Consider the following 25,478-nt stretch of genomic DNA (forward strand, 5'->3'; position numbering starts at 1 on the left):
GCATCAGAAGAACAGGAGACGTCAATGAAAATGAAGACCCTCGCACACGCATGTCTCGCGGTCGCGACCGCAGCGTTCACCGCCGGCGCCGCACACGCCGCGGATAGCGTGAAGATCGGCTTCATCACCGACATGTCGGGGCTTTACGCGGACATCGACGGGCAGGGCGGCCTCGAGGCGATCCGGATGGCGGTCGCCGACTTCGGCGGCAAGGTGCTCGGCAAGCCGATCGAGGTCGTCTATGCCGACCACCAGAACAAGGCGGACATCGCCGCGTCGAAGGCGCGCGAATGGATGGACCGCGGCGGGCTCGACCTGCTGGTCGGCGGCACCAACTCCGCGACCGCGCTGTCGATGAACCAGGTCGCGGCCGAAAAGAAGAAGGTCTACATCAACATCGGCGCGGGCGCCGACACGCTGACCAACGAGCAGTGCACGCCGTACACGGTCCACTACGCCTACGACACGATGGCGCTCGCGAAGGGCACCGGCTCGGCGGTGGTGAAGCAGGGCGGCAAGAGCTGGTTCTTCCTGACCGCCGACTATGCGTTCGGCAAGGCACTCGAGAAGAACACGTCGGACGTCGTGAAGGCGAGCGGCGGCCAGGTGCTCGGCGCGGTGCGGCACCCGCTGTCGGCGTCGGACTTCTCGTCGTTCCTGCTGCAGGCGCAGTCGTCGAAGGCGCAGATCCTCGGCCTCGCGAACGCGGGCGGCGATACGATCAACGCGATCAAGGCCGCAAAGGAGTTCGGCATCACGAAGACGATGAAGATCGCCGCGCTGCTGATGTTCATCAACGACGTGCACAGCCTCGGCCTCGAGACGACCCAGGGCCTCGTGCTGACCGACAGCTGGTACTGGAACCGCGACGCGGCGGCGCGCCAGTGGGCGCAGCGCTACTTCGGCAAGATGAAGAAAATGCCGTCGAGCCTGCAGGCGGCCGACTACTCATCGGTGACGACCTACCTGAAGGCCGTGCAGGCCGCCGGCACGACCGACTCCGACAAGGTGATGGCCGAGCTGAAGAAGATCAAGATCAACGACTTCTACGCGAAGGGCTACATCCGCGCGGACGGCAGCATGATCCACGACATGTACCTGATGGAAGTGAAGAAACCGTCGGAATCGAAGGAACCCTGGGATTACTACAAGGTGCTCGCGACGATTCCGGGCGAGCAGGCGTTCACGACCAAGCAGGAGACGCGCTGCGCGATGTGGAAGTAAGTGCGACGGTGCGGCGCGTGCCGGCGGCTGCAGTGCTGTGCCTGCTGCGCCGCCCGCGCGCGCGACGGCTTGAAAGTTGCGCACGCAACGAAACTCAACCTGACGGCTAAGTCGATGGAAATCTTTGGCATTCCGTTGCCGGCGATGCTGAGCCAGTTGCTGCTCGGGCTCGTCAACGGCTCGTTCTACGCGATCCTGAGCCTCGGGCTCGCGGTGATCTTCGGGCTGCTCAACGTGATCAACTTCGCGCACGGCGCGCTGTTCATGCTGGGCGCGATGCTCGCATGGATGGGGCTGTCGTACTTCGGGTTGCCGTACTGGGCGATGCTCGCGCTCGCGCCGCTGATCGTCGGCGCGTTCGGGATCGTGATCGAGCGTTCGATGCTGCGCTGGCTGTACAAGCTCGATCACCTGTACGGGCTGCTGCTCACGTTCGGCCTCACGCTCGTCGTCGAAGGCGTGTTCCGCTCGATCTACGGGTCGTCCGGCCAGCCGTACGACGTGCCGTCGCAGCTGTCCGGCGCGACCAATCTCGGCTTCATGTTCCTGCCGAACTACCGCGCGTGGGTGGTCGTGGCGTCGCTCGCGGTGTGTCTCGCGACCTGGTTCGTGATCGAGAAGACGCGCCTGGGCGCCTATCTGCGCGCCGGCACCGAGAACCCGAAGCTGGTCGAGGCGTTCGGCGTGAACGTGCCGATGATGATCACGCTCACTTACGGCTTCGGCGTCGCGCTTGCGGCATTCGCGGGCGTGCTGGCCGCGCCGGTGATCCAGGTGTCGCCGCTGATGGGCCAGCCGATGATCATCACCGTGTTCGCGGTGGTCGTGATCGGCGGGATGGGCTCGATTCTCGGCTCGATCATCACCGGGCTGCTGCTCGGCGTGATCGAGGGCTTCACGCGCGTGTTCTATCCGGAAGCGTCGGCCACGGTGGTGTTCGTGATCATGGCGATCGTGCTGCTGATCCGTCCGGCGGGCCTGTTCGGCAAGGAAAAATGATGCAGAGAAAAGTGCTCTACGGCGTGCTGCTCGCCGCACTGCTCGTCGCGCCGTTCGTCGGCGCGTATCCGGTGTTCGTGATGAAGGTGCTCACGTTCGCGCTGTTCGCGGCCGCGTTCAACCTGCTGATCGGCTATACGGGGCTGCTGTCGTTCGGCCATGCGATGTTCCTCGCGACCGCCGGCTACGCGACCGGCTATGCGATCCAGACGCTCGGCTTCACGCCGGAGCTCGGTGTGCTCGTCGGCACGTTCGCCGCGACGCTGCTCGGGCTCGTCGTCGGCCTGTTCGCGATCCGCCGGCAGGGCATCTACTTCGCGATGATCACGCTCGCGTTCGCGCAGATGGTCTACTTCATCTACCTGCAGGCGCCGTTCACGCACGGCGAGGACGGCCTTCAGGGCGTCCCGCGCGGGCATCTGTTCGGGCTCGTCGACCTGTCGAACGACGTCGCGCTCTACTACGTCGTGCTCGCGGTGATCGTCGCGGCGTGCGCGTTCATCGTGCGGATCGTGCATTCGCCGTTCGGCCAGGTGCTTGTCGCGATCAAGGAAAACGAGGCGCGCACGATCTCGCTTGGTTACGACACCGACCGCTTCAAGCTGCTCGCGTTCATCCTGTCGGCGGGGCTCGCGGGGCTGGCCGGTTCGCTGAAGGTGCTGGTGCTCGGCTTCGAGACGCTGTCCGACGCGTACTGGACGATGTCGGGCCTCGTCGTGCTGATGACGCTCGTCGGCGGGATGGGCACGCTGTTCGGGCCGCTGCTCGGCGCGGCGCTGATCGTCGCGCTGGAGGACCGGCTCGGCGACATCGGCGAATGGCTCGCGTCGGCGACCGGCGTCGGCTGGTTCCACTCGCTCGGCGAATCGGCGACGATCGTCACGGGGCTGATCTTCATCGCATGCGTGCTTGCGTTCCGGCGCGGGATCGTCGGCGAGATGGTCGCGCGGGTCAAGACGCTCAGGCCGTCCTGATCGCATTCCACCGGGTGCTGCGGCGCGTTGATGCAAAGCACCATCCGGCGCGGCGGGGAAGGGGGTGTCGGCGGCCTCCGGACGGTGCCGCGCGGCAAGGCTGGTGCCCCATTTTCGTGCGGCGATGCACCATAGGGGTAAATGCTAAGTTGTCGCAGGGTGAAAGGTCCTTTAATCTTCGTTCCAGTTCTGATGCACCGCGAAACGAATTTGCAGGTGGAGAACGAGGAGACAATCGAGGCACAAAGTGCCCGGACCCCAAAGCGCTGTTGGACGGAATCCAACAGCGCTTTTTCATTTGTGTGCGCGAATTTCCATTGATGGTGCAGGCGAGTGGCGCCACGTTCCGCGCGCCCGTGTTCTGCGTCGCCTCGCTCGCGTTTCTTCCCGTCCCCCCGTTTTCGTTCCATCCTGCCGGTCGATCGCCGCTGGCGCCCAGCCGCATGCATGCCGTCCGGGCTTACCCGGTTGGCGTGCGCAAAAAGCGTCCGTTACACTCAGCTTTCGCCGACCGTGCGGTCGGGAAAAAGATCGGCAGTTCTCCTACAAGCAAAATGCAGAAGAGGGAGTGCGGTTGGATGAGAAGCGCAGGACGATGGATCGGGGTACGAGAGGCGGCTGGCGCCGCTCGTTCGGGGCCGGGGGCGCATGGGTATGCCGCCGCTTTCACAAGCCGTCCCGCGGCCGGCATGCGCGTTCTGGCGCGATTGGCCGGCACGGCTGTTTGCCCGGTCGTTGCGTTCGCATCCGACCCGACGTCCAGATTCGCATTCGCATGAACGGCCGGTTTCCCGATCTTGCACCGCTTGCGCGCGGGGCCGAACCCGGCCCGTCCGGCCGACCTTCCGGCGATCGTTGCGTCCGCATCGATCGCCGCTCGCGCGACGCCGCATTTCTCCGCTTTCTTCATCCTGACGACATGGCCGCCGCACATCGTGGCGATCGAACGGCCGTGTCGGAACGCGCCGCAGCGCCGAGGGCGCGGTCGCGGTGCCGGTGTTTCACGGGAAAACGAGCGTAGACGCGGTATGGCGAGATAGTTAATTTATTAACTTGTTTGAGGACCGGGAGCCGCCCGAGCGACCCGTGGATTTTTCGAGCAGCGTTTGGAGACAACGTAAATGAAGATGAATCGATGGATGGAGGTTCTGCTTGCCGCGGGCCTCGTGTGTGCGGCGGCCACGGCGTCGGCGCAGGTGAAGATCGGCGTGACGCTGTCGGCCACCGGGCCGGCCGCCTCGCTCGGGATTCCGGAAAAGAACACGATCGCGCTGCTGCCGAAGGAAATCGCGGGCAAGAGCGTCCAGTACATCGTGCTCGACGATGCATCCGACACGAGCCGCGCGGTGCAGAACGTGCGCAAGCTGATCGACGAGGATCACGTCGACGCGATCATCGGTTCGTCCGTCACGCCGAACTCGCTCGCGATGCTCGATCCGGTGTCGCAGGGCAAGACGCCGACGATCTCGCTCGCGGCGAGCGCGCAGATCATCGCGCCGATGGACGCGAAGCGCGCCTGGATGTTCAAGGTGCCGCAGAACGACCAGCTGATGGCCGATGCGATCGCCGGCTACATGGCGAAGCATGGCGTGAAGACGGTCGGCTTCATCGGCTTCGCCGATGCGTACGGCGACAGCTGGTACAACACGTTCAACGCGGCTGCCGCGAAGAACGGGCTGAAGGTCGTGTCGAACGAGCGCTTCAACCGCACCGACGCGTCGGTGATGGGGCAGGTGCTGAAGCTGATGGGCTCGAACCCCGACGCGGTGCTGATCGCCGGGTCCGGCACGCCGGCCGCGCTGCCGGCCAAGACGCTGAAGGAGCGTGGCTACAAGGGCAAGGTGTACCAGACGCACGGCGTCGCGAACAACGACTTCCTGCGCGTGTGCGGCAAGGATTGCGAAGGCGAGATCCTGCCGGCCGGCCCGGTGCTCGTCACCGACCAGCTGCCCGATTCGAACCCGGTGAAGAAGCCGGCGCTCGGCTACAAGGCCGCATACGAGAAGGCGTACGGCGCGGGTTCGCTGGCGACCTTTGGCGGCCACGCATGGGATGCGGGGCTGCTGCTGCAGCGTGCGATTCCCGACGCGCTGAAGAAGGGCCAGCCGGGCACCGAGGCGTTCCGCGAGGCGCTGCGCGCGTCGATCGAGAGCGTGAAGGACCTGCCCGTGTCGCACGGCGTGATCAACATGACGGCGACCGATCACAACGGCTTCGACACGCGGGCGCGCGTGATGGTGCAGATCGTCGACGGCAAGTGGAAGCTGCAGGCCGAGTAAGCATCACGTGAAACCGGCGGGCGCGGCGCGAACGGCGCCGTGCGCGCCGTCGGCAGCGGGGCGGGCCTGACGGCCCGTGCTCGCGCCGCATGGAATGTCCGGGAAGCCGCCGCACGACGCCTGACCCCCCGATCTTGCCGTCCGCGCGCGGGTCGTTCCCGTCGCCGTTTCTCCGCAGTTTTCTCGATACACGAAACGTATGGATCTCTCGATTGCGGCGATCCTCGCGCAAGACGGCATCACGACCGGCGCCATTTATGCATTGCTGTCGCTGGCGCTCGTGCTGGTGTTTTCCGTCACGCGGGTGATCTTCATTCCCCAGGGCGAATTCGTCGCCTACGGTGCGCTCACGCTTGCGGCGTTGCAGGCGCAGAAATTCCCCGCCACCTGCTGGCTGCTGTTCGTGATGGGCATCGCGTGCTTCCTGCTGGAAGTCGGTGGCCTGATCCGCCATCGCGAACGCCGCCATCAGCTCGGCCGCACGCTCGCGACGCTCGGCAGCCGCTACGTGCTGCTGCCGCTCGCGGTGTTCGCGATCACGCGCAGCTTTGCCGCGCAGCCGATGCCGATGCTCGGGCAGATCGCGCTGACGCTCGCGATCGTCGTGCCGATGGGGCCGTTCGTCTACCGGCTCGTCTATCAGCCGATCGCCGAAGGCACAACGCTGCTGTTGCTGATCGTGTCGGTCGCCGTCCATTTCGCGATGGTCGGCCTCGGGCTCGTGATGTTCGGTGCGGAAGGGTCGCGCACCAACGGCTTCGCGGATGCATCGCTGTCGGTCGGCAGTATGACGGTGTCGGTGCAGAGCATCCTCGTGGTCGTGACCGCGCTGGTGCTGATCGGCGCGCTCTACGTGTACTTCGGCCGCACGATCGCCGGCAAGGCGCTACGCGCGACCTCGGTGAACCGGCTCGGCGCGCGGCTCGTCGGCATCGGCACGACCGAAGCCGGGCGACTCGCATTCACGCTGGCGGCCGGGCTCGGCGTGCTGTCCGGCATCCTCGTCGGTCCGCTGACGACCATCTATTACGACTCCGGCTTCCTGATCGGCCTGAAGGGCTTCGTCGGCGCGATCATCGGCGGGCTGGTCAGTTATCCGCTTGCGGCCGCCGGCTCGCTGCTGGTCGGCGTGCTCGAATCGTATTCGTCGTTCTGGGCGAGCGCGTACAAGGAAGTGATCGTGTTCACGCTGATCATCCCGGTGCTGCTGTGGCGCAGTTTCGCGACGCCGCATGCGGAAGAGGAAGAGGAGTGACGCGATGAAGACGATGGTACGCAACAAGACCTTCTGGGTGTTTCTCGCGGTGCTGTTCGCGCTGCCGGTGCTGCCCGGTGCGCTGCAGGTGCCCGAATACTGGATCACGCTGCTGAACTACATCGGCCTCTACGCGATCGTCGCGATCGGGCTCGTGCTGCTGACGGGCGTCGGCGGGATGACGAGCTTCGGGCAGGCCGCGTTCGTCGGCATCGGCGCGTATGCGACCGCATTCCTGACCACGCGATACGGCGTGTCGCCGTGGCTCGCGCTGATCGTCGGCGTCGTGCTGACGGCGCTCGTCGCCCTCGTGCTCGGTGCGGTCACGATGCGCCTGTCCGGGCACTTCCTGCCGCTCGGCACGATCGCGTGGGGCCTCGCGCTGTTCTATCTGTTCGGCAACCTCGAACTGCTCGGCAAGTACGACGGGATCAACGGGATTCCGGCGCTGAACCTGTTCGGCATCGAGCTCGGCAGCGGGCGCAGCTTGTACTTCCTGATCTGGGCGGTCGTGCTGGCCGCGATCGTGTCGGTGCAGAACCTGCTCAACAGCCGGCCCGGCCGCGCGATCCGCGCGCTGCGCGGCGGCGGCGTGATGGCCGAGGCGATGGGCGTGAACACCGCGTGGATGCGCGTCGTGATCTTTATCTACGCGGCCGTGCTCGCGGCGGTATCGGGCTTCCTGTACGCGCACCTGCAGCGCGCGGTGAACCCGACCCCGTTCGGCCTGAATCACGGGATCGAATTCCTGTTCATGGCCGTGGTTGGCGGCGTGTCGCACGTGTGGGGCGCGGTGCTCGGTGCGGCGATCCTCACCGTGCTGCAGGACTACCTGCAGACGCTGTTGCCGAAGCTGCTGGGCTCGGAGGGCAACTTCGAGATCATCGTGTTCGGCGTGCTGATGGTGCTGCTGCTGCAGTACGCGCGCCAAGGCGTGTGGCCGTTCGTCGCGAAGCTGTTTCCGCGCGGGCCGCGCGCGCACGTGCCCGACCATGCGGATCCGCTGCCGCAGCGCGCGAAGCCGGTGGCGGGCGAGCCGCTGCTCGTCGTCGATAACGCGCGCAAGCAGTTCGGCGGGCTGGTGGCCGTCAACGACGTCAGTTTCGATGTGAAGGCGGGGCAGATCATCGGTCTGATCGGCCCGAACGGCGCCGGCAAGTCGACCACGTTCAACCTCGTGACCGGCGTGCTGCAGCCGACCGGCGGCACGATCACGTTCCGCGGCGAGCGGATCGACGGGCTCACGGCGCGCCAGATCGTCCGACGCGGGATCGGCCGTACGTTCCAGCACGTGAAGCTGCTGCCGACCATGACGGTGCTCGAGAATGTCGCGATCGGCGCGCATCTGCGCGGCCATACCGGCGTGTGGCGCAGCATCGCGCGGCTCAATGCACACGAGGAAGCGCAACTGCTGGCCGAAGCGGCACGGCAAATCCGCCGCGTCGGGCTCGAGCGGCACATGTACGACGAAGCGGGCAGCCTCGCGCTCGGCCAGCAGCGCATTCTCGAAATCGCACGCGCTTTGTGCTGCGATCCGACGCTGCTGCTGCTCGACGAGCCGGCCGCCGGGCTGCGCTACCAGGAGAAGCAGCAGCTCGCGAATCTGCTGCGACGCCTGAAGGCGGAAGGAATGAGCGTGTTGCTCGTGGAACATGACATGGATTTCGTGATGAACCTCACCGACCGGCTGGTGGTGATGGAATTCGGCACGCGGATCGCGGAAGGGCTGCCGCAGGACGTGCAGCAGGATCCGGCGGTGCTCGAAGCGTATCTGGGCGGGGTGGAGTGATGACGGACACGACGATGCCGATTCTCGAGGTGCGCGGACTGACGGTGCGGTACGGGAAGGTCGAGGCGCTGCACGGTGCGGCGATCAAGGTCGGCGCAGGCCAGATCGTCAGCGTGATCGGCCCGAACGGGGCCGGCAAGTCGACGCTGCTGAACGCGATCATGGGCGCGTTGCCGGTGACCGGGCATGCGTCAGGCTCGGTCGTGTACCGCGGCAACGACGTGGGTGCGCTGCCGGTCGAGCAGCGAGTGGCACGTGGAATGTGCCTCGTGCCGGAAAAGCGCGAGCTGTTCAGTACGATGACGGTCGAGGACAACCTCGTGTTGGGCGCGTATCGCCGCAAGCTCGCGGGCGAGTCGAACTTCCTCGACCAGCTCGATCATGTGTTCACGCTGTTTCCGCGGCTCAAGGAGCGGCGCAAGCAGGCGGCCGGCACGCTGTCGGGCGGTGAACGGCAGATGCTCGCGGTGGGCCGCGCGCTGATGGGTAAGCCCGACTTGCTGATGCTGGACGAGCCGAGTCTCGGGCTGGCCCCGCTGATCGTGAAGGAGATTTTTCATATCATCAGCGCGTTGCGCGGCACAGGCGTCGCGACGCTATTGATCGAGCAGAACGCGCGGGCAGCGCTGCAGATCTCGGACTACGGTTATGTGCTGGAGACGGGTGAGTTTGCGCTGGAGGGGCCGGCGGCCGAGCTGGCACAGAACCCGCGCGTGATTGAAACGTACCTCGGCTTGGCGAAGAAAACGGCTTGATGGTTGGCGCGGGCCGGGAAACGGGCGGCGTGTTTCACGTGAAACACGCCGTTTTTGTTTTCGGGAGGAGGAGGTGCTTCGGTGATGTGGATGTGGGGATAAGTGCCGGAGCAACAAGCGGAAGCCCTGTGATGGGAGTGCGACGCTCGTCACGTCGGGTCGCACAGAGTAATGAGCGCTATAGGCGCCGACCGTGCTCTGTCGCCGCAGCCCACACGGCACAGGGGATAAGTGTCGGGTGAATGATCGGAAATACTGTGATGCTACGGCGATGTCGGGTTCGCGAGCCGCGTCCCGATCCGCGGTTTTCCACAGTTTGATGTTGTGTGTTGAGGCTGCGGCAACGGCGCCGAAGCAGGTGGGGGCGGCACAGCTCGGCTATTCGGCCGAAAAAACGAGCAAATGAACAGGCCCTATCATTCGGACGGTCTTCGGGTGAAAAGCGAACCCGCTATAATTCGGCCCATACATTTCTCAGATAGGTTCGTGCGCAGTTCTGTGCACGGAATCCACCATGCTTTTTCCCACAGAATTTGACGTCATCGTCGTCGGTGGCGGGCACGCCGGCACGGAAGCCGCGTTGGCATCGGCCCGCATGGGTGCGAAGACGCTGCTGCTGACCCATAACATCGAAACGCTCGGGCAGATGAGCTGCAATCCGTCGATCGGCGGCATTGGCAAGGGCCACCTGGTCAAGGAAGTCGATGCGCTCGGCGGCGCGATGGCCGCCGCGACGGACGAGAGCGGTATTCAGTTCCGGATCCTGAATTCGTCGAAGGGCCCGGCCGTGCGCGCGACGCGTGCGCAGGCCGACCGCATCCTGTACAAGGCTGCAATCCGCCATCGACTCGAGAACCAGCCGAACCTGTGGCTGTTCCAGCAGGCCGTCGACGACCTGATGGTCGAAGGCGACCGCGTGGTCGGCGCCGTCACGCAGATCGGCATCCGCTTCCGCGCACGCGCGGTGGTGCTGACGGCCGGTACGTTCCTCGACGGCAAGATCCACGTCGGCCTGAACAACTACACGGGCGGTCGCGCGGGGGATCCGGCGGCCGTGTCGCTGTCGGCACGCCTGAAGGAGCTGAAGCTGCCGCAGGGCCGCCTGAAGACCGGTACGCCGCCGCGTATCGACGGCCGCTCGATCGACTTTTCGATGCTGGACGAGCAGCCGGGCGACCTCGATCCGATCCCGGTGTTCTCGTTCCTGGGCCGCGCGGAGCAGCATCCGCAGCAGCTGCCGTGCTGGGTCACGCATACGAACGAGCGCACGCACGACATCATTCGCGGCGGCCTCGACCGTTCGCCCATGTATACAGGCGTGATCGAAGGCGTCGGCCCGCGTTACTGCCCGTCGATCGAGGACAAGATCCACCGGTTCGCGTCGAAGGAATCGCACCAGATCTTCCTCGAGCCGGAAGGGCTGACGACCAACGAGTTCTATCCGAACGGGATTTCGACGAGCCTGCCGTTCGACGTGCAGCTCGAGCTCGTTCACTCGATGCGCGGCCTCGAGAACGCGCACATCCTGCGCCCCGGCTACGCGATCGAGTACGACTATTTCGACCCGCGTGCGCTGAAGGCGTCGCTCGAGACGAAGGCGATCAACGGGCTGTTCTTTGCGGGCCAGATCAACGGCACGACCGGCTACGAAGAAGCGGCTGCACAAGGCCTGCTGGCTGGCCTGAACGCAGGCCGTTACGTGCAGGAGAAGGACGCATGGTGCCCGCGTCGCGACCAGGCCTACCTGGGTGTGCTGGTCGACGACCTTGTCACGCGTGGTGTGGCCGAGCCATACCGGATGTTCACGAGCCGTGCCGAGTACCGTCTGAGCCTGCGTGAAGACAATGCGGACATGCGCCTGACCGAGATCGGCCGCGAGCTGGGCCTGGTCGACGACGTGCGCTGGGATGCGTTCGGCCGTAAGCGCGACGCTGTTTCACGTGAAACCGAACGGTTGAAATCGACGTGGGTCACGCCGAAGACGCTGCCGCCTGAAGAGGCGACCGCGTTGCTCGGCAAGGCAATCGATCACGAGTACAGCCTCGCTGAACTGCTGCGTCGCCCGGGCGTCAGCTACGACGGCGTGTGCGGCCTGAAGGGCGGCGAATGCGGTCCGGCTGAGCCGCTGGCCGACGATCCGGTGCTGCTCGAGCAGATCAAGGAACAGGTCGAGATCGGCATCAAATATCAGGGCTATATCGAGCGTCAGGCCAGCGAAATCGAACGCAACGATGCGAACGAGAACACGCGCCTGCCGGACGGTATCGACTACCGTGAGGTTCGCGGCCTGTCGTTCGAAGTAAGCCAGAAGCTCAACGAGTTCCGGCCGGAAACGATCGGCCAGGCATCGCGGATCTCGGGCGTCACGCCGGCTGCGATCTCGCTGCTGATGGTGCACCTGAAGCGCCGTGGCCTCGGCCGCCGTAACGGCACGGCCACAGAAGCGACCGAGCAGGGGGACGGCACCGTCCCGACGCAACAATGACGGCGCGTCGCGCGCCGGCGGTTAATCGGGATGTACTTGAACAGATGCTCGTCGACGGCACGGCCGCGCTCGACATCGCCTTGACGGATGCACAACGCAACCAGCTGCTCGACTACGTCGCGCTGCTCGGCAAGTGGAACGCGGTCTACAACCTGACGGCGATCCGCGACCCGAAGCAGATGCTGATCCAGCACATTCTCGATTCGCTCTCCATCGTTCCGCATCTGCGCGACCGTGCATCGGCGCGCGTGCTCGACGTGGGTTCGGGCGGCGGGTTGCCCGGCATCGTACTGGCGATCGTCCAGCCGGACTGGCAGGTCACGCTGAACGATATCGTGCAGAAGAAGTCTGCATTCCAGACGCAGATGCGTGCGGAGTTGAAGCTCGCGAACCTGTCGGTCGTCACCGGGCGGGTCGAATCGCTGCAGCCGGGTGTCGAAGTGCCGGAAAAATTCGACATGATCGTATCCCGTGCTTTCGCGGACCTATCCGACTTCGTTAAACTTGCTCGACATCTCGTCGCGCCCGGCGGATCGATTTGGGCAATGAAGGGTGTCCACCCGGACGACGAAATTGCACGGCTGCCGGAAGGCAGTCGCGTAAAGCAGACGATGCGGCTGGCGGTACCGATGCTCGATGCCGAACGGCATCTGATCGAGGTCACCGTCGACGAGGCGAATTGAAGGCGTGCGGTAGTGCGCCGTTTGTTTGAAGGTAAAGGGAACACACCAACGATGGCAAAGATCTTCTGCGTTGCGAACCAGAAGGGGGGCGTCGGCAAGACGACGACATCGGTCAATCTCGCCGCGAGCCTTGCAGCGCAGGAGCAACGAGTCCTGCTGATCGATCTCGACCCGCAGGGCAACGCGACGATGGGTAGCGGGATCGACAAGGCTGCCTGCGAGTCGACCGTGTACGAAGTGCTGGTCGACGGCGTATCGGTGACGGACGCGCGTGTGCGCCCGGAAGGTGTCACGTACGACGTGCTGCCGGCCAACCGCGAGCTGTCCGGAGCCGAGATCGAGCTGATCAGCATCGACAACCGCGAGCGTCGGTTGAAGGTCGCGCTCGAGCGCGTGGCCGACGACTACGATTTCGTGCTGATCGATTGCCCGCCGACGCTGTCGCTGCTGACGCTGAACGGGCTGTGCGCGGCGCATGGCGTCGTGATCCCGATGCAGTGCGAGTACTTCGCGCTGGAAGGGCTGTCGGATCTCGTCAATACGATCAAGCAGGTTCACGCGAACATGAACCGCGACCTGAAGATCATCGGCTTGCTGCGCGTGATGTTCGATCCGCGTATTACGCTGCAGCAGCAAGTCTCCGATCAACTGAAAGCGCACTTCGGCGACAAGGTGTTCGACGCGGTGATTCCGCGCAACGTGCGCCTGGCGGAAGCGCCGAGTTACGGGTTGCCGGGCGTCGTGTTCGACCGCAACTCGCGCGGTGCGCAGGCGTATCTCCAGTTCGGTGCCGAGATGATCGACCGCGTGCGCGCGTTCGAGGTGTCGTGATCCGGACATGAGCGAAGCGAGGAAGAAAGACATGAACGCGGTACCAAAGAAGAAGGGCTTGGGACGTGGCCTCGAAGCGCTGCTCGGCGGCAGTGCGGACATCACCGAAGCGGTGAAGATCGAAGGGGCACCGAACACGCTCGCACTCGGCAAGCTGCAGGCCGGCAAGTACCAGCCGCGGACGCGGATGGACGAAGGCAGCCTGCAGGAGCTGGCGGCCAGCATTCGCGCACAAGGTGTGATGCAGCCGATCCTGGTACGGCCCATTTCGTCTGACAAATACGAGATCATCGCCGGCGAGCGGCGTTTCCGCGCGGCACGCCTGGCCGGTCTCGACGAAGTGCCGGTGCTCGTGAAGGACGTGTCCGATCAGGCCGCCGCCGCGATGGCGCTGATCGAGAACATCCAGCGCGAGGACCTGAATCCACTGGAAGAGGCGCACGGTATCCAGCGTCTGCTCGACGAGTTCGGTTTCACGCACGAGCAGGCGGCCGAATCGGTCGGCCGTTCGCGCAGCGCGGTGTCGAACCTGCTGCGCCTGCTGAACCTCGCATCGCCGGTGCAGACGATGCTGCTGGCCGGCGATCTCGACATGGGGCACGCGCGTGCGCTGCTCGCGGTCGACGCGGCGACGCAGATCACGCTCGCGCACCAGGTCGTCAACAAGCGCATGTCGGTTCGTGAAACCGAGAAGCTGGTCGCGCACACGACGAAGGAAGCGCCGGCCGTGAAGGCGCGCGCGAAGGACGACGGTGGCCGCGACACGCGCCGTCTCGAAGAGGAGTTGTCCGACCTGCTCGCGTCGACCGTGAAGATCAAGCTCGGCCGCCGCGGGCGAGGGCAGGTGATGATCGACTTCGGCAATCTCGATGCGCTCGAGGGCATCCTCGCGCGCCTGCGCGGCAACGTCGCAACTGAAGAATAACGAGGCGCAATTGGTGGAAAGTACGGGCGCGCCGGCGCCACGCCGGTGGCTCGGCTGGCTTGCGCAGGAACCAGTACTGACGGTACTGGGGCTTGCGCTGATTCTTCTTCAGTGGTTGCATCCGCAACCAATTTCCGCGTTGGCCGGTCTCGTCGACTGGCCGACCGTTGCGACGCTCGCGGGTTTGCTGATGCTGACCAAGGCGCTCGAGCTGTCCGGATGCCTGATGTGGCTTGCGCATCGCATCGTGCATCACGTGCACTCCGAGCGCGGGCTCGCGATGTTGCTCGTCGTGTTTGCGGCGGTGCTCGCAATGTGGCTCACCAACGATGTCGCGCTGTTCGTCGTCGTGCCGCTGATGGTGTCGCTGCGTGCGCTGACACCGCTGCCGTTCCGCCGGCTCGTGATCGTGGTCGCGCTGGCCGTCAACGCGGGGTCTGTCGCGACGCCGCTCGGTAACCCCCAGAACCTTTTCCTGTGGCAATTGAGCGGCATGTCGTTCGGCCGCTTCGTCGTCGAGCTCGGGCCGCTTGCCCTCGCGCTGATGGCGCTGCTGCTCGGGCTGACGGCGTGTGCGTTTCGCGCGAGGCCGCTCGACCTGTCGGGAGACGTCGAGGTTGTTCCCGTGCAGCGCATCCACGCACTGCTCGCGGCGGTGCTGTTCGGTGCATTCGTGTTGCTGGCCGACGCGCATCATCCGTTGCCGGGCCTCATCGTCGTCGTGATCGCGCTGCTCGTGGCAAAACGTGAGGCAGTCCTGAAGATCGACTGGCTGCTGTTGCTGATCTTCGTGCTGATGTTCGTCGTGTTGCGCAGCGCGGCCGCGTTGCCCGTTGTCCACGACGCGATCGCGCGGACCCATCTCGATTCGCCGCTGCGCGTGTTCGCGGCAGGTGCGGTGCTGTCGCAGGGCATCAGCAACGTGCCGGCGGCGATCCTGCTGTCGGAATTCACACACGACTGGCGTGCGCTTGCGTTCGGGGTGTCGGTCGGCGGTTTTGGTTTCGCGATCGGTTCGCTCGCGAACCTGATCGCGGTGCGTCTCGCCAAGGAGCCGCGCATGTGGCTGCCGTTTCACCTCGTGTCGATTCCGTTCGCGCTCGTGAGCGCGGCACTGGGCGCGTGGCTGCTCGTGCACGGCTGAGCAGTGCGCCCGCGTGCGGTGCAGGCGGGCTGCAAGCTTGAAGGGGGGGGGGGCACAGCATTCGCAGTGGATGCGAGGCGAGGGTTGTTGATAAGTGTGGCAACCCACAGTCGATCTACTGTGGTGGCACAACAACTGATTGCAGGCATCGGCGCGCTCGCGTTCAAGCGAATTTCGCGCATCATGCTCGATGTGGTGGTCACAGTATTTCCTCTCTTTCGTTCCGTCGCGCCAGGTCATTTCCGGCGGTCGCGTCACAGCGGAATTCCTGTTGCAATCGCATCGCGCCGCTGGCGCCCGCGCCAGGCGCCGATGTTGTGTCGTTGCCTCGTCGACGGACTTTTTCGAGCAAGAAATACGGGTGCAAAAAACCGACCTTACAACTGTCATCGTACGTCGTCGATTCGCGCGTTTTTCACATGATGACGCGTCGTTTTACGCAGGTTTTTGTCGCGTCTAAAGCCTTGAATCACTTGCAACTATCGCTTACAATCGCCCGGATTTGTTAGCTAGGCACCCCTGAAAGCTTTCGGAAAGCTTGGGGCCGGGTTCAAGGATTTTGCGGAAGATTGCGATGGCGGGTCAGGCGCCGAACGACAGGCACGATGATCACCGAGCGCAACGCACCGCTTCAGCGGCCGGCGAGCGGCGCGAGTCCGATGACGACGACTGGGATGTCGAGCAGCAAGATGACAACATCGTTCCGCTCACGCGGACGGAAGCCGAGAGGCTGTTCGGTCCGAACGTGAGCAAGCCGTCGCGCGTGACCCCCTACAAGGTGGTGATCGCGCAGGTGGTCTTGTCCCTGGTTGCAACGCTGGCGTGGTGGCTGTTTTCAAAGTCACCGGGCGCCGCTGCGCAATCCGCGTTTCTGGGCGGGGCGATCGGCTGGGTGCCAAGCGCGTTGTTCGTGGCACGACTGAAGGCAGGTGGCTCGGCCACCGTGATGAGCTGGGTGATGGGTGAAGCCCTGAAGCTCGGCGTGACGATCGGGATGTTCGCCGCAGTGGCGTACGGCTACGCCGGCGTGCACTGGCCGGCACTCCTCGTCACCTACCTCGTCGTGCTGAAGACGTACTGGATCGCGCTGGCCTGGCGGTAAGAAACAAGCAGCGTGCGGTTTCGACAATGAACCGCACCGGCTCGTTCCCGCAATAGCGTATTGCGGAACGGGGCAAAACGATTTTCGACAATTTGGGTGGCATTAACGATATGGCAGCTAGCGAAGGCACGCGCGGTCCGGATCCGTCCGAGTACATTGCGCACCACTTGCAGAATTTCTCCACCTCGCATCAGACGTCGATTTTCGACATCCACGTCTGGAACCTCGACACGCTGTTCTGGTCGATCGTGTGCGGCATCGTGACGATCCTCCTGCTGCGCCTGGCCGCCCGCAAGGCGACCTCGGGCGTGCCGGGCCGTTTCCAGTGCGCGATCGAGATGCTCGTCGAAATGGTCGAAGACCAATCGAAGGCCATCGTCCACGGCAACCGTGCCTTCATCGCTCCGCTCGCCCTCACGGTGTTCGTGTGGGTCGCGCTGATGAACTCCCTCGACTTCCTCCCCGTCGACCTGCCGGGCCGCGTCATTGGCCTGCTCGGTCTGTCGGACGTGATTTCCCACCATCGCATCGTCCCGACGGCCGACCTGAACGGCACGCTCGGCATCGCGCTCGGCGTGTTCGTCCTGATGATCTACTACAGCATCAAGATCAAGGGCGCGGGCGGCTTTGTGCATGAGCTGCTGTCGGCCCCGTTTGGCGCCCACCCGCTGCTGTGGATCCCGAACCTCGCGCTCAACATCGTCGAATATCTCGCGAAGACCGTCTCCCTCGGTATGCGGCTGTTCGGCAACATGTACGCGGGTGAGCTGTTGTTCCTGTTGATCGCCCTGCTCGGCAGCATGTGGAGCTTCGGTGGCGACGCAACGTTCCTCGGCTTCGTTGGTCACGTGATCGCGGGCAGCGTCTGGGCAATCTTCCACATCCTGATTGTTCTGTTGCAGGCATTCATTTTCATGATGCTGACGCTGGTGTATCTCGGCCAGGCGCACGACAAGCACTAAGCGCGGCGTGCAAGAAAGAGTTTCCGTTTTAGTTTTTTAAATCTCAGTTCCAAGTCTTTTCACAAAGGAGTGATCATGCAAGCTTACATCGCCAACATCCAGGGTCTGACCGCCATCGGTATCGGCATCATCATCGGCCTGGGTGCAATCGGCGCCTGTATCGGTATCGCGCTGATGGGTGGCAAGTACATCGAAGCCTGCGCACGTCAGCCGGAACTCATCAACCCGCTGCAAACGAAGATGTTCCTGCTGGCTGGTCTGATCGACGCGGCATTCCTGATCGGCGTGGGTGTTGCAATGCTGTTCGCGTTCGCGAACCCGCTCCTGTCGAAGCTCGTCGCAGGCTAAGGTTCCTCGGAAATATGCGTCCGGCGCAAGCCGGCGCAGGGCGGAACGGAGACTTGGGGCGCTGATCGAATGCAACTCGATGAGCGCCTTACCGTTTCATTTTTCCGGAATAGCAGATAAGGAAACACCGTGAATCTCAACGCAACTCTGTTTGCGCAAATGGTCGTGTTCCTGGTCCTCGCGTGGTTCACGATGAAATTCGTGTGGCCGCCGTTGATCAACGCCCTCGACGAACGTTCGAAGAAGATCGCCGACGGCCTCGCCGCCGCGGAGAAGGGCAAGGCGGAACTCGACGCAGCGCACAAGCGCGTGGACCAGGAACTCGCGCAGGCCCGCAACGACGGCCAGCAGCGCATCGCCGACGCTGAAAAGCGTGCCCAGGCGGTCGCCGAGGAAATCAAGGCCAACGCCCAGGCTGAAGCCGCCCGCATCGTCGCTCAGGCGAAAGCGGAAGCAGAACAGCAAATCGTGAAGGCGCGCGAAGCGCTGCGTGGCGAAGTCGCCGCGCTGGCCGTGAAGGGCGCCGAGCAGATCCTGAAGCGCGAAGTCGATCAAACGGCCCACGCCCAACTGCTGAATCAACTGAAAGCCGAGCTCTGATCATGGCCGAACTTGCAACCATCGCCCGCCCTTACGCAGAAGCGCTGTTCCGCGTGGCCGAGGGAGGTGACATCGCCGCCTGGTCCACGCTCGTGCAAGAGCTGGCCCAGGTTGCGCGTCTGCCGGAAGTCCTGTCGGTCGCGTCGAGCCCGAAGGTGACGCGCACGCAAGTGGCCGAGCTGCTGCTTGCTGCGGTGAAGTCGCCGGTCGCGGCCGGCGCCGAAGCGAAGAACTTCGTGCAGATGCTGGTCGACAATCATCGCATCGCGCTGCTGCCGGAAATTGCCGAGCAGTTCGAGGCGCTCAAGAACGAACGTGAAGGTGCAGCCGACGCCGAGATCGTGAGCGCGTTCCCGCTGAACGGCGCGGATCTCGAAAGCCTCGTCTCTGGCCTCGAACGCAAGTTCAAGCGCAAGCTGAAGCCGACGGTCGAAGTCGATTCGTCGCTGATCGGCGGCGTGCGCGTGACGGTCGGCGACGAAGTGCTCGACACCTCGGTTCGCGCGCGCCTCGCATCGATGCAGGCTGCCTTGACCGCCTGAGCGCCACGCCGGCACGCAACAGAATTGACTATCAGGAGCGAATAATGCAACTCAATCCCTCTGAGATCAGCGAGCTGATCAAGAGCCGGATCCAGGGCCTTGAAGCGAGCGCAGACGTTCGCAACCAGGGCACCGTGATCTCCGTGACCGACGGTATCGTGCGCATCCACGGCCTGTCGGACGTGATGCAGGGCGAAATGCTCGAGTTTCCGGGCAACACGTTCGGCCTCGCGCTGAACCTCGAGCGCGACTCGGTCGGCGCGGTGATTCTCGGCGAATACGAACACATCTCGGAAGGCGACATCGTCAAGACGACGGGCCGCATTCTGGAAGTCCCGGTTGGTCCGGAACTCGTCGGCCGCGTGGTCGACGCGCTCGGCAACCCGATCGACGGCAAGGGCCCGGTCAACGCGAAGCTGACCGACGCGATCGAAAAGATCGCCCCGGGCGTGATCTGGCGTAAGTCGGTGTCGCAGCCGGTGCAGACGGGCATCAAGTCGATCGACGCGATGGTGCCGATCGGCCGTGGCCAGCGTGAGCTGATCATCGGCGACCGTCAGTGCGGCAAGACCGCGGTGGCGCTCGACGCGATCATCAACCAGAAGGGCAAGGACCTGATCTGTATCTACGTCGCGATCGGCCAGAAGGCTTCGTCGATCATGAACGTGGTTCGCAAGCTCGAAGAAACGGGCGCGATGGAATACACGATCGTCGTCGCCGCTTCGGCATCGGATTCCGCCGCAATGCAGTACCTGGCACCGTACGCCGGCTGCACGATGGGCGAATACTTCCGCGACCGCGGCCAGGACGCGCTGATCATCTATGACGACTTGACCAAGCAAGCCTGGGCATACCGTCAGATCTCGCTGCTGCTGCGCCGCCCGCCGGGCCGTGAAGCGTACCCGGGTGACGTGTTCTATCTGCACTCGCGTCTGCTCGAGCGTGCTGCTCGCGTGTCGGAAGAGTACGTCGAGAAGTTCACGAACGGCGAAGTGAAGGGCAAGAGCGGCTCGCTGACGGCACTGCCGGTCATCGAAACGCAGGCTGGCGACGTGACCGCGTTCGTTCCGACGAACGTGATCTCGATTACCGACGGCCAGATCTTCCTGGAAACCGACCTGTTCAACGCAGGCATCCGCCCGGCAATCAACGCCGGCGTGTCGGTGTCGCGCGTCGGTGGCGCCGCTCAGACGAAGGTCGTGAAGAAGCTGTCGGGCGGTATCCGTACCGACCTCGCGCAGTACCGTGAACTGGCCGCATTCGCGCAGTTCGCATCGGACCTCGACGAAGCGACCCGCAAGCAGCTCGAGCGCGGCCGCCGCGTGACGGAACTGCTGAAGCAGCCGCAGTACCAGCCGCTGCAGGTGTGGGAACTGGCCGTGTCGCTGTACGCCGCGAACAACGGTTACCTCGACGATCTCGACGTCAAGCAAGTGCTGTCGTTCGAGAAGGGCCTGCGCGACAACCTGAAGACCAGCCACGCTGACCTCATCAAGCGCATCGAGGACACCAAGGATCTCTCGAAGGACGACGAAGGCGCACTGCGCTCGGCGATCGAATCCTTCAAGAAGTCCGGTGCCTATTGATCCGCGAGTGACACACTGAGGCCGCGCGGGTGCTGATGCGCCCGCGCCGCTTCGGTCAAGGAGCAAGCTATGGCTGGAATGAAGGAAATTCGCGGCAAGATCAAGAGCGTGCAGAACACGCGCAAGATCACGAAGGCGATGGAGATGGTGGCCGCATCGAAGATGCGTCGCGCGCAGGAACGCATGCGCGCCGCTCGTCCGTATGCGGACAAGGTCCGTGCCATCGCCGCGCACATGAGCCGCGCGAACCCGGAGTACCGCCACCCGTTCATGGTGGCGAACGAAGGCACGAACACGGCCGGCATCATCCTCGTCACGACGGACAAGGGTCTGTGCGGTGGTCTGAACACCAACGTGCTGCGTGCGACGGTGCAGAAGTTCAAGGAGCTGGAAGAGAAGGGCCAGAAGGTCGAAGCCACCGCGATCGGTAGCAAGGGCCTCGGGTTCCTGAACCGCTTCGGCGCGAAGGTGCTGTCGCAGGTCGTGCACCTCGGCGACACCCCGCATCTGGACAAGCTGATCGGCGCTGTGAAGACGCAGCTCGATCTGTACTCGGAAGGCAAGCTGTCGGCGGTCTATATCGCTTACACGCGCTTCGTCAACACGATGAAGCAGGAAGCCGTGATCGAGCAGCTGCTGCCGCTGTCGTCGGAACACTTCGAAGCCGATGACGGTACGCCGGCCACGTCGTGGGACTACATCTACGAGCCGGACGCGCAGGCAGTCGTCGACGAACTGCTCGTGCGTTACGTCGAGGCGCTGGTGTACCAGGCCGTCGCGGAAAACATGGCGTCCGAGCAATCGGCGCGCATGGTCGCGATGAAGGCCGCGTCCGACAACGCGAAGACGGTGATCAGCGAACTGCAGCTCGTGTACAACAAGAGCCGTCAGGCCGCGATCACGAAAGAACTGTCGGAGATCGTCGGCGGCGCAGCCGCTGTTTAAGCGCGCGCCCGGGACGACAACTGCGCCTTTGCGCGAGTAAAGAATCAGGTATTTAAAGGAAAAGCGATGAGTACTGCTGCTTTGGTAGAAGGCAAGATCGTACAGTGCATCGGCGCCGTTATCGACGTGGAATTCCCGCGCGACAGCATGCCGAAGATCTACGACGCGCTCATTCTCGATGGCTCGGAACTGACGCTCGAAGTCCAGCAACAGCTGGGCGACGGCGTGGTCCGTACCATTTGTCTGGGTGCATCCGACGGCCTGCGCCGCGGCCTGACCGTGAAGAACACGAGCAAGCCGATTTCGGTGCCGGTCGGCAAGCCGACCCTCGGTCGTATCATGGACGTGCTCGGCCGTCCGATCGACGAAGCCGGTCCGATCGAAAGCGAACATACGCGCTCGATCCACCAGAAGGCTCCGGCGTTCGACGAACTGTCGCCGTCGACCGAACTGCTCGAAACGGGTATCAAGGTTATCGACCTGATCTGCCCGTTCGCGAAGGGCGGCAAGGTTGGCCTGTTCGGCGGTGCCGGCGTGGGCAAGACCGTCAACATGATGGAGCTCATCAACAACATCGCGAAGGAACACGGTGGTTACTCCGTGTTCGCGGGCGTGGGCGAGCGTACCCGTGAAGGGAACGACTTCTACCACGAAATGAAGGACTCGAACGTTCTCGACAAGGTCGCGCTGGTGTACGGCCAGATGAACGAGCCGCCGGGCAACCGTCTGCGCGTCGCGCTGACCGGCCTGACGATGGCCGAGCACTTCCGTGACGAAGGCCTCGACGTGCTGTTCTTCGTCGACAACATCTACCGTTTCACGCTGGCCGGTACCGAAGTGTCGGCACTGCTCGGCCGTATGCCGTCGGCAGTGGGCTATCAGCCGACGCTGGCTGAAGAAATGGGCAAGCTGCAAGAGCGCATCACGTCGACCAAGAAGGGCTCGATTACGTCGGTCCAGGCCGTGTACGTCCCTGCGGACGACTTGACCGACCCGTCGCCGGCTACGACCTTCGGCCACCTGGACGCAACCGTCGTTCTGTCGCGTGACATCGCTTCGCTGGGTATCTACCCGGCGGTCGACCCGCTCGACTCGACGTCGCGCCAGATCGACCCGAACGTGATCGGTGAAGAGCACTACTCGATCACCCGTCGCGTTCAGCAGACGCTGCAGCGCTACAAGGAACTGCGCGACATCATCGCGATTCTGGGCATGGACGAACTGTCGCCGGAAGACAAGCTGTCGGTCGCACGTGCGCGTAAGATCCAGCGTTTCCTGTCGCAGCCGTTCCACGTCGCGGAAGTGTTCACGGGCTCGCCGGGCAAGTACGTGCCGCTGAAGGAAACGATCCGTGGCTTCAAGATGATCGTCGACGGCGAGTGCGACCACCTGCCGGAACAGGCGTTCTACATGGTCGGCACGATCGACGAAGCCTTCGAAAAGGCCAAGAAGATCCAGTAAAGGCTGAGTGGTAGCACGCTGGCGCGATCCGGCCACGGTGTAGTGAATCGCTGTTGTCGATTTGCTTCACGGCCGGTCGCGCCGACCGCAACACGCTCAACCAGGAGTCGATATGGCAACCATCAAAGTAGACGTCGTCAGCGCGGAAGAGCAGATCTTCTCGGGCGAGGCGAAATTCGTCGCGCTGCCGGGCGAAACGGGTGAGCTGGGCATTCTGCCGGGTCACACGCCGCTGATCACGCGGATTCGTCCGGGTGCGGTGCGCATCGAAGTCGAGGGCGGCAACGACGAATTCGTGTTCGTCGCGGGCGGCATTCTCGAAGTGCAGCCGGGCGCCGTGACGGTGCTCGCCGATACCGCGATCCGCGGCAAGGACCTCGACGCGGCGAAAGCCGAGGAAGCACGCAAGCGTGCCGAGGAAACGCTGCAGAACGCGAAGTCGGACCTCGACCTCGCAAAGGCGCAATCCGAGCTCGCGACCGCGATGGCGCAGCTCGAGGCGATCCAGCGTCTGGCGAAGATTCGCAGCCGGCACTGAGCCGCGCGCGCGTATCCCGCGAAAGAAAGCAGCCTTCGGGCTGCTTTTTTTTCGTCCGTCGTTTTCGTCTGTTTTTTGCGGGGCCGGGTCATATCGTCCGGTCGTGCTATTTCATCCGTCCGCCGCGATTCGATGTCAGAGTATCGTCAGCGAAGCGCGGCATCATCCGATCAGAAGTTCGCGCCGCGTTCGCGGCGGAGCCGGCGCGTGCGTCAACCGCGCGCCTGCCCGATCAGACAAAAACGGACGGAGACATCGATGGCAGCAGACCTTGGAAAGGGGGCGTTGATCGCGCCCGAAAACGGACTGTCGTACGTGCGCGGCGCGACCGACGTGCCGCTATCCGAAGCGACGATCAGCCGGTTCCTGCTCGACACGGCCGGCCGTGTCCCCGATCGTCCGGCCGTCGTGTTCCGCGAACAGCAGGTGCGCTGGACCTGGCGCGCATTCGCGCACGAGGTCGACGTGCTCGCGGCCGGCCTCGCCGCGCTCGGGATCGTGAAGGGCGATTGCGTCGGCATCTGGTCGCCGAACCGCAGCGAATGGCTGCTTACGCAGTTCGCGACCGCGCGCATCGGCGCGGTCCTCGTCAACATCAACCCGGCCTACCGGCTCGCGGAACTCGAATACGCGCTGAACAAGGTCGGCTGCAAGGCGGTGATCGCGGCCGAGCGCTTCAAGACGTCGGCGTACGTCGAGATGCTGCAGACCATCGCGCCGGAGCTCGCAAGCGCGACGCCGGGCGACCTGCACGCGGCGCGCGTGCCGAGCCTGCGCACGGTCGTGTCGATGGGCGAGGTCGCGCCGGCCGGCATGTTCCGCTTCGCGGACGTAATGGCGCGCGGCCGGGACACGCTCGATGTCGCGCGGCTCGACGCGATCGGCGCGACGCTCGCGGCCACCGATCCGATCAACATCCAGTTCACGAGCGGCACCACCGGCAGCCCGAAGGGCGCGACGCTCACGCACCGCAACGTCGTCAACAACGCGCGCTCGATCGCGATGGCGATGCGCTTCACCGAACAGGATTCGCTCTGCATCCCGGTGCCGTTGTATCACTGCTTCGGGATGGTGCTGGCCGTGCTCGCATGCGTGTCGAAGGGTGCGGCGATGGTGTTCCCCGGCGAGGCGTTCGATCCGGTCGCCACGCTCGCGGCCGTCGCCGACGAACGCTGTACCGCGCTGCACGGCGTGCCGACGATGTTCATCGCGGAACTCGATCATCCGGACTTCGCGAAGTTCGACCTGTCGACGCTGCGCACCGGGATCATGGCCGGTTCGCCGTGCCCGATCGAGACGATGAAGCGCGTCGTGTCGCAGATGCATCTGTCCGAGATCACGATCGCGTACGGGATGACGGAGACGAGCCCCGTGTCGTTCCAGAGCTCGACCGACGATCCGCTCGAGAAGCGCACGACGACGGTCGGCCGCATCCAGCCGCATCTTGAGGTGAAGATCGTCGATCCGAACGGCGACGTCGTGCCGGTCGGCACGACGGGCGAGCTGTGCACGAAGGGCTATTCGGTGATGCTCGGCTACTGGGACGACGACGCGAAGACGCGCGAGGTGCTGGTCGACGGCTGGATGCATACCGGCGACCTCGCGACGCTCGACGCGGACGGCTACTGCAACATCGTCGGCCGGCTGAAGGACATGGTGATCCGCGGCGGCGAGAACGTGTATCCGCGCGAGATCGAGGAATTCCTGTTCAGGCATCCGAAGATTCAGAGTGCCCAGGTGTTCGGCGTGCCCGATGCGAAGTACGGCGAGGAGCTGTGCGCGTGGATCGTGCTGCGCGCGGACGAGCAGATGACCGAGGATGACGTGCGCGCGTTCTGCAACGGCCAGATCGCGCACTACAAGATTCCGCGCTACATCCGCTTCGTCGACGAGTTGCCGATGACGGTGACGGGCAAGGTGCAGAAGTTCGTGATGCGCGAACGGATGATCGACGAACTGAAGCTCGACGTACAGAGTCGGCCTTGAACAATTCGCAAAGGCTTGTGCAGCAAGGCTCGATAGCTGAAACGGTGTTGTGAGATTTGCAAGGC

The 25,478-nt window shown here is 64.2% G+C and carries 23 protein-coding genes; all 23 read left to right on the forward strand.

Annotation, left to right across the window (positions count from 1 at the left end):
- The first annotated feature begins 24 nt into the window (after positions 1–24).
- The gene (locus DIE06_RS26650; protein WP_124663935.1) at positions 25–1,224 is read left to right on the forward strand and encodes an ABC transporter substrate-binding protein; all 1,200 of its coding nucleotides are present in this window, start codon (positions 25–27) and stop codon (positions 1,222–1,224) included.
- A gap of 114 nt (positions 1,225–1,338) precedes the next feature.
- Positions 1,339–2,223, forward strand: coding sequence for a branched-chain amino acid ABC transporter permease (locus tag DIE06_RS26655; protein ID WP_124613219.1), 885 nt, complete (start codon positions 1,339–1,341; stop codon positions 2,221–2,223).
- Positions 2,223–3,197 carry a branched-chain amino acid ABC transporter permease gene (locus DIE06_RS26660; protein WP_185733483.1) on the forward strand — a complete coding sequence of 325 codons (975 nt, stop codon included), beginning with the start codon at positions 2,223–2,225 and terminating at the stop codon, positions 3,195–3,197. Before DIE06_RS26655 ends, DIE06_RS26660 begins: the two co-directional genes overlap by 1 nt.
- A gap of 1,121 nt (positions 3,198–4,318) precedes the next feature.
- Positions 4,319–5,476, forward strand: coding sequence for an ABC transporter substrate-binding protein (locus DIE06_RS26665; RefSeq protein ID WP_124663937.1), 1,158 nt, complete (start codon positions 4,319–4,321; stop codon positions 5,474–5,476).
- Between the two features lie 199 nt (positions 5,477–5,675).
- Positions 5,676–6,731, forward strand: coding sequence for a branched-chain amino acid ABC transporter permease (locus tag DIE06_RS26670; protein ID WP_124663938.1), 1,056 nt, complete (start codon positions 5,676–5,678; stop codon positions 6,729–6,731).
- Positions 6,732–6,735: 4 nt separating this feature from the next.
- A complete protein-coding gene (locus tag DIE06_RS26675) occupies positions 6,736–8,520 on the forward strand; it encodes an ABC transporter permease subunit (protein ID WP_124663939.1) in 1,785 nt (594 codons plus the stop codon).
- On the forward strand, positions 8,520–9,275 hold the full coding sequence (locus DIE06_RS26680; RefSeq protein ID WP_124663940.1) for an ABC transporter ATP-binding protein: 756 nt from the start codon (positions 8,520–8,522) through the stop codon (positions 9,273–9,275). The genes DIE06_RS26675 and DIE06_RS26680 overlap by 1 nt, the downstream gene beginning before the upstream one ends.
- Before the next feature lie 514 nt (positions 9,276–9,789).
- Positions 9,790–11,760 (forward strand): tRNA uridine-5-carboxymethylaminomethyl(34) synthesis enzyme MnmG, encoded by a 1,971-nt coding sequence (gene mnmG / locus DIE06_RS26685; RefSeq protein WP_124663941.1) that lies wholly within the window; start codon positions 9,790–9,792, stop codon positions 11,758–11,760.
- The gene (gene rsmG, locus DIE06_RS26690) at positions 11,757–12,443 is read left to right on the forward strand and encodes a 16S rRNA (guanine(527)-N(7))-methyltransferase RsmG (RefSeq protein ID WP_124663942.1); all 687 of its coding nucleotides are present in this window, start codon (positions 11,757–11,759) and stop codon (positions 12,441–12,443) included. Before mnmG ends, rsmG begins: the two co-directional genes overlap by 4 nt.
- Positions 12,444–12,494: 51 nt before the next feature.
- Positions 12,495–13,274 carry a ParA family protein gene (locus tag DIE06_RS26695; RefSeq protein ID WP_124663943.1) on the forward strand — a complete coding sequence of 260 codons (780 nt, stop codon included), beginning with the start codon at positions 12,495–12,497 and terminating at the stop codon, positions 13,272–13,274.
- Positions 13,275–13,305: 31 nt separating this feature from the next.
- Positions 13,306–14,199: a ParB/RepB/Spo0J family partition protein gene (locus DIE06_RS26700; RefSeq protein ID WP_034183983.1), complete on the forward strand. Its 894-nt coding sequence runs from the start codon at positions 13,306–13,308 to the stop codon at positions 14,197–14,199.
- A 13-nt stretch (positions 14,200–14,212) separates the two neighbouring features.
- A complete protein-coding gene (locus DIE06_RS26705; RefSeq protein WP_185733485.1) occupies positions 14,213–15,343 on the forward strand; it encodes an SLC13 family permease in 1,131 nt (376 codons plus the stop codon).
- A gap of 123 nt (positions 15,344–15,466) precedes the next feature.
- Positions 15,467–15,766, forward strand: a complete 300-nt coding sequence (locus DIE06_RS26710; RefSeq protein ID WP_185733484.1) for a hypothetical protein — start codon at positions 15,467–15,469, stop codon at positions 15,764–15,766.
- 151 nt (positions 15,767–15,917) lie between these two features.
- Positions 15,918–16,445: an ATP synthase subunit I gene (locus DIE06_RS26715; protein WP_124663945.1), complete on the forward strand. Its 528-nt coding sequence runs from the start codon at positions 15,918–15,920 to the stop codon at positions 16,443–16,445.
- Between the two features lie 110 nt (positions 16,446–16,555).
- The gene (gene atpB, locus DIE06_RS26720; RefSeq protein WP_124663952.1) at positions 16,556–17,407 is read left to right on the forward strand and encodes a F0F1 ATP synthase subunit A; all 852 of its coding nucleotides are present in this window, start codon (positions 16,556–16,558) and stop codon (positions 17,405–17,407) included.
- Between the two features lie 75 nt (positions 17,408–17,482).
- Entirely contained in the window at positions 17,483–17,755 is a 273-nt protein-coding gene (gene atpE, locus DIE06_RS26725) for a F0F1 ATP synthase subunit C (protein ID WP_021160442.1), read from the forward strand.
- A 129-nt stretch (positions 17,756–17,884) separates the two neighbouring features.
- Positions 17,885–18,355, forward strand: a complete 471-nt coding sequence (locus DIE06_RS26730) for a F0F1 ATP synthase subunit B (RefSeq protein ID WP_006477283.1) — start codon at positions 17,885–17,887, stop codon at positions 18,353–18,355.
- Between the two features lie 2 nt (positions 18,356–18,357).
- Positions 18,358–18,897 carry a F0F1 ATP synthase subunit delta gene (locus DIE06_RS26735; protein ID WP_014895498.1) on the forward strand — a complete coding sequence of 180 codons (540 nt, stop codon included), beginning with the start codon at positions 18,358–18,360 and terminating at the stop codon, positions 18,895–18,897.
- A gap of 44 nt (positions 18,898–18,941) precedes the next feature.
- A complete protein-coding gene (atpA, locus tag DIE06_RS26740) occupies positions 18,942–20,483 on the forward strand; it encodes a F0F1 ATP synthase subunit alpha (RefSeq protein ID WP_014895499.1) in 1,542 nt (513 codons plus the stop codon).
- 69 nt (positions 20,484–20,552) lie between these two features.
- Positions 20,553–21,428 carry a F0F1 ATP synthase subunit gamma gene (gene atpG, locus DIE06_RS26745; RefSeq protein WP_124663946.1) on the forward strand — a complete coding sequence of 292 codons (876 nt, stop codon included), beginning with the start codon at positions 20,553–20,555 and terminating at the stop codon, positions 21,426–21,428.
- Between the two features lie 66 nt (positions 21,429–21,494).
- The gene (gene atpD, locus DIE06_RS26750; RefSeq protein WP_059531206.1) at positions 21,495–22,889 is read left to right on the forward strand and encodes a F0F1 ATP synthase subunit beta; all 1,395 of its coding nucleotides are present in this window, start codon (positions 21,495–21,497) and stop codon (positions 22,887–22,889) included.
- 112 nt (positions 22,890–23,001) lie between these two features.
- Positions 23,002–23,427 carry a F0F1 ATP synthase subunit epsilon gene (locus DIE06_RS26755; protein WP_006477288.1) on the forward strand — a complete coding sequence of 142 codons (426 nt, stop codon included), beginning with the start codon at positions 23,002–23,004 and terminating at the stop codon, positions 23,425–23,427.
- Between the two features lie 258 nt (positions 23,428–23,685).
- Positions 23,686–25,413 carry an AMP-binding protein gene (locus tag DIE06_RS26760; RefSeq protein WP_124663947.1) on the forward strand — a complete coding sequence of 576 codons (1,728 nt, stop codon included), beginning with the start codon at positions 23,686–23,688 and terminating at the stop codon, positions 25,411–25,413.
- The last annotated feature ends 65 nt before the right edge of the window (positions 25,414–25,478 follow it).

The organism is Burkholderia sp. Bp8998 (genome assembly GCF_003854235.1).
In the GTDB taxonomy this organism is placed as follows: domain Bacteria; phylum Pseudomonadota; class Gammaproteobacteria; order Burkholderiales; family Burkholderiaceae; genus Burkholderia.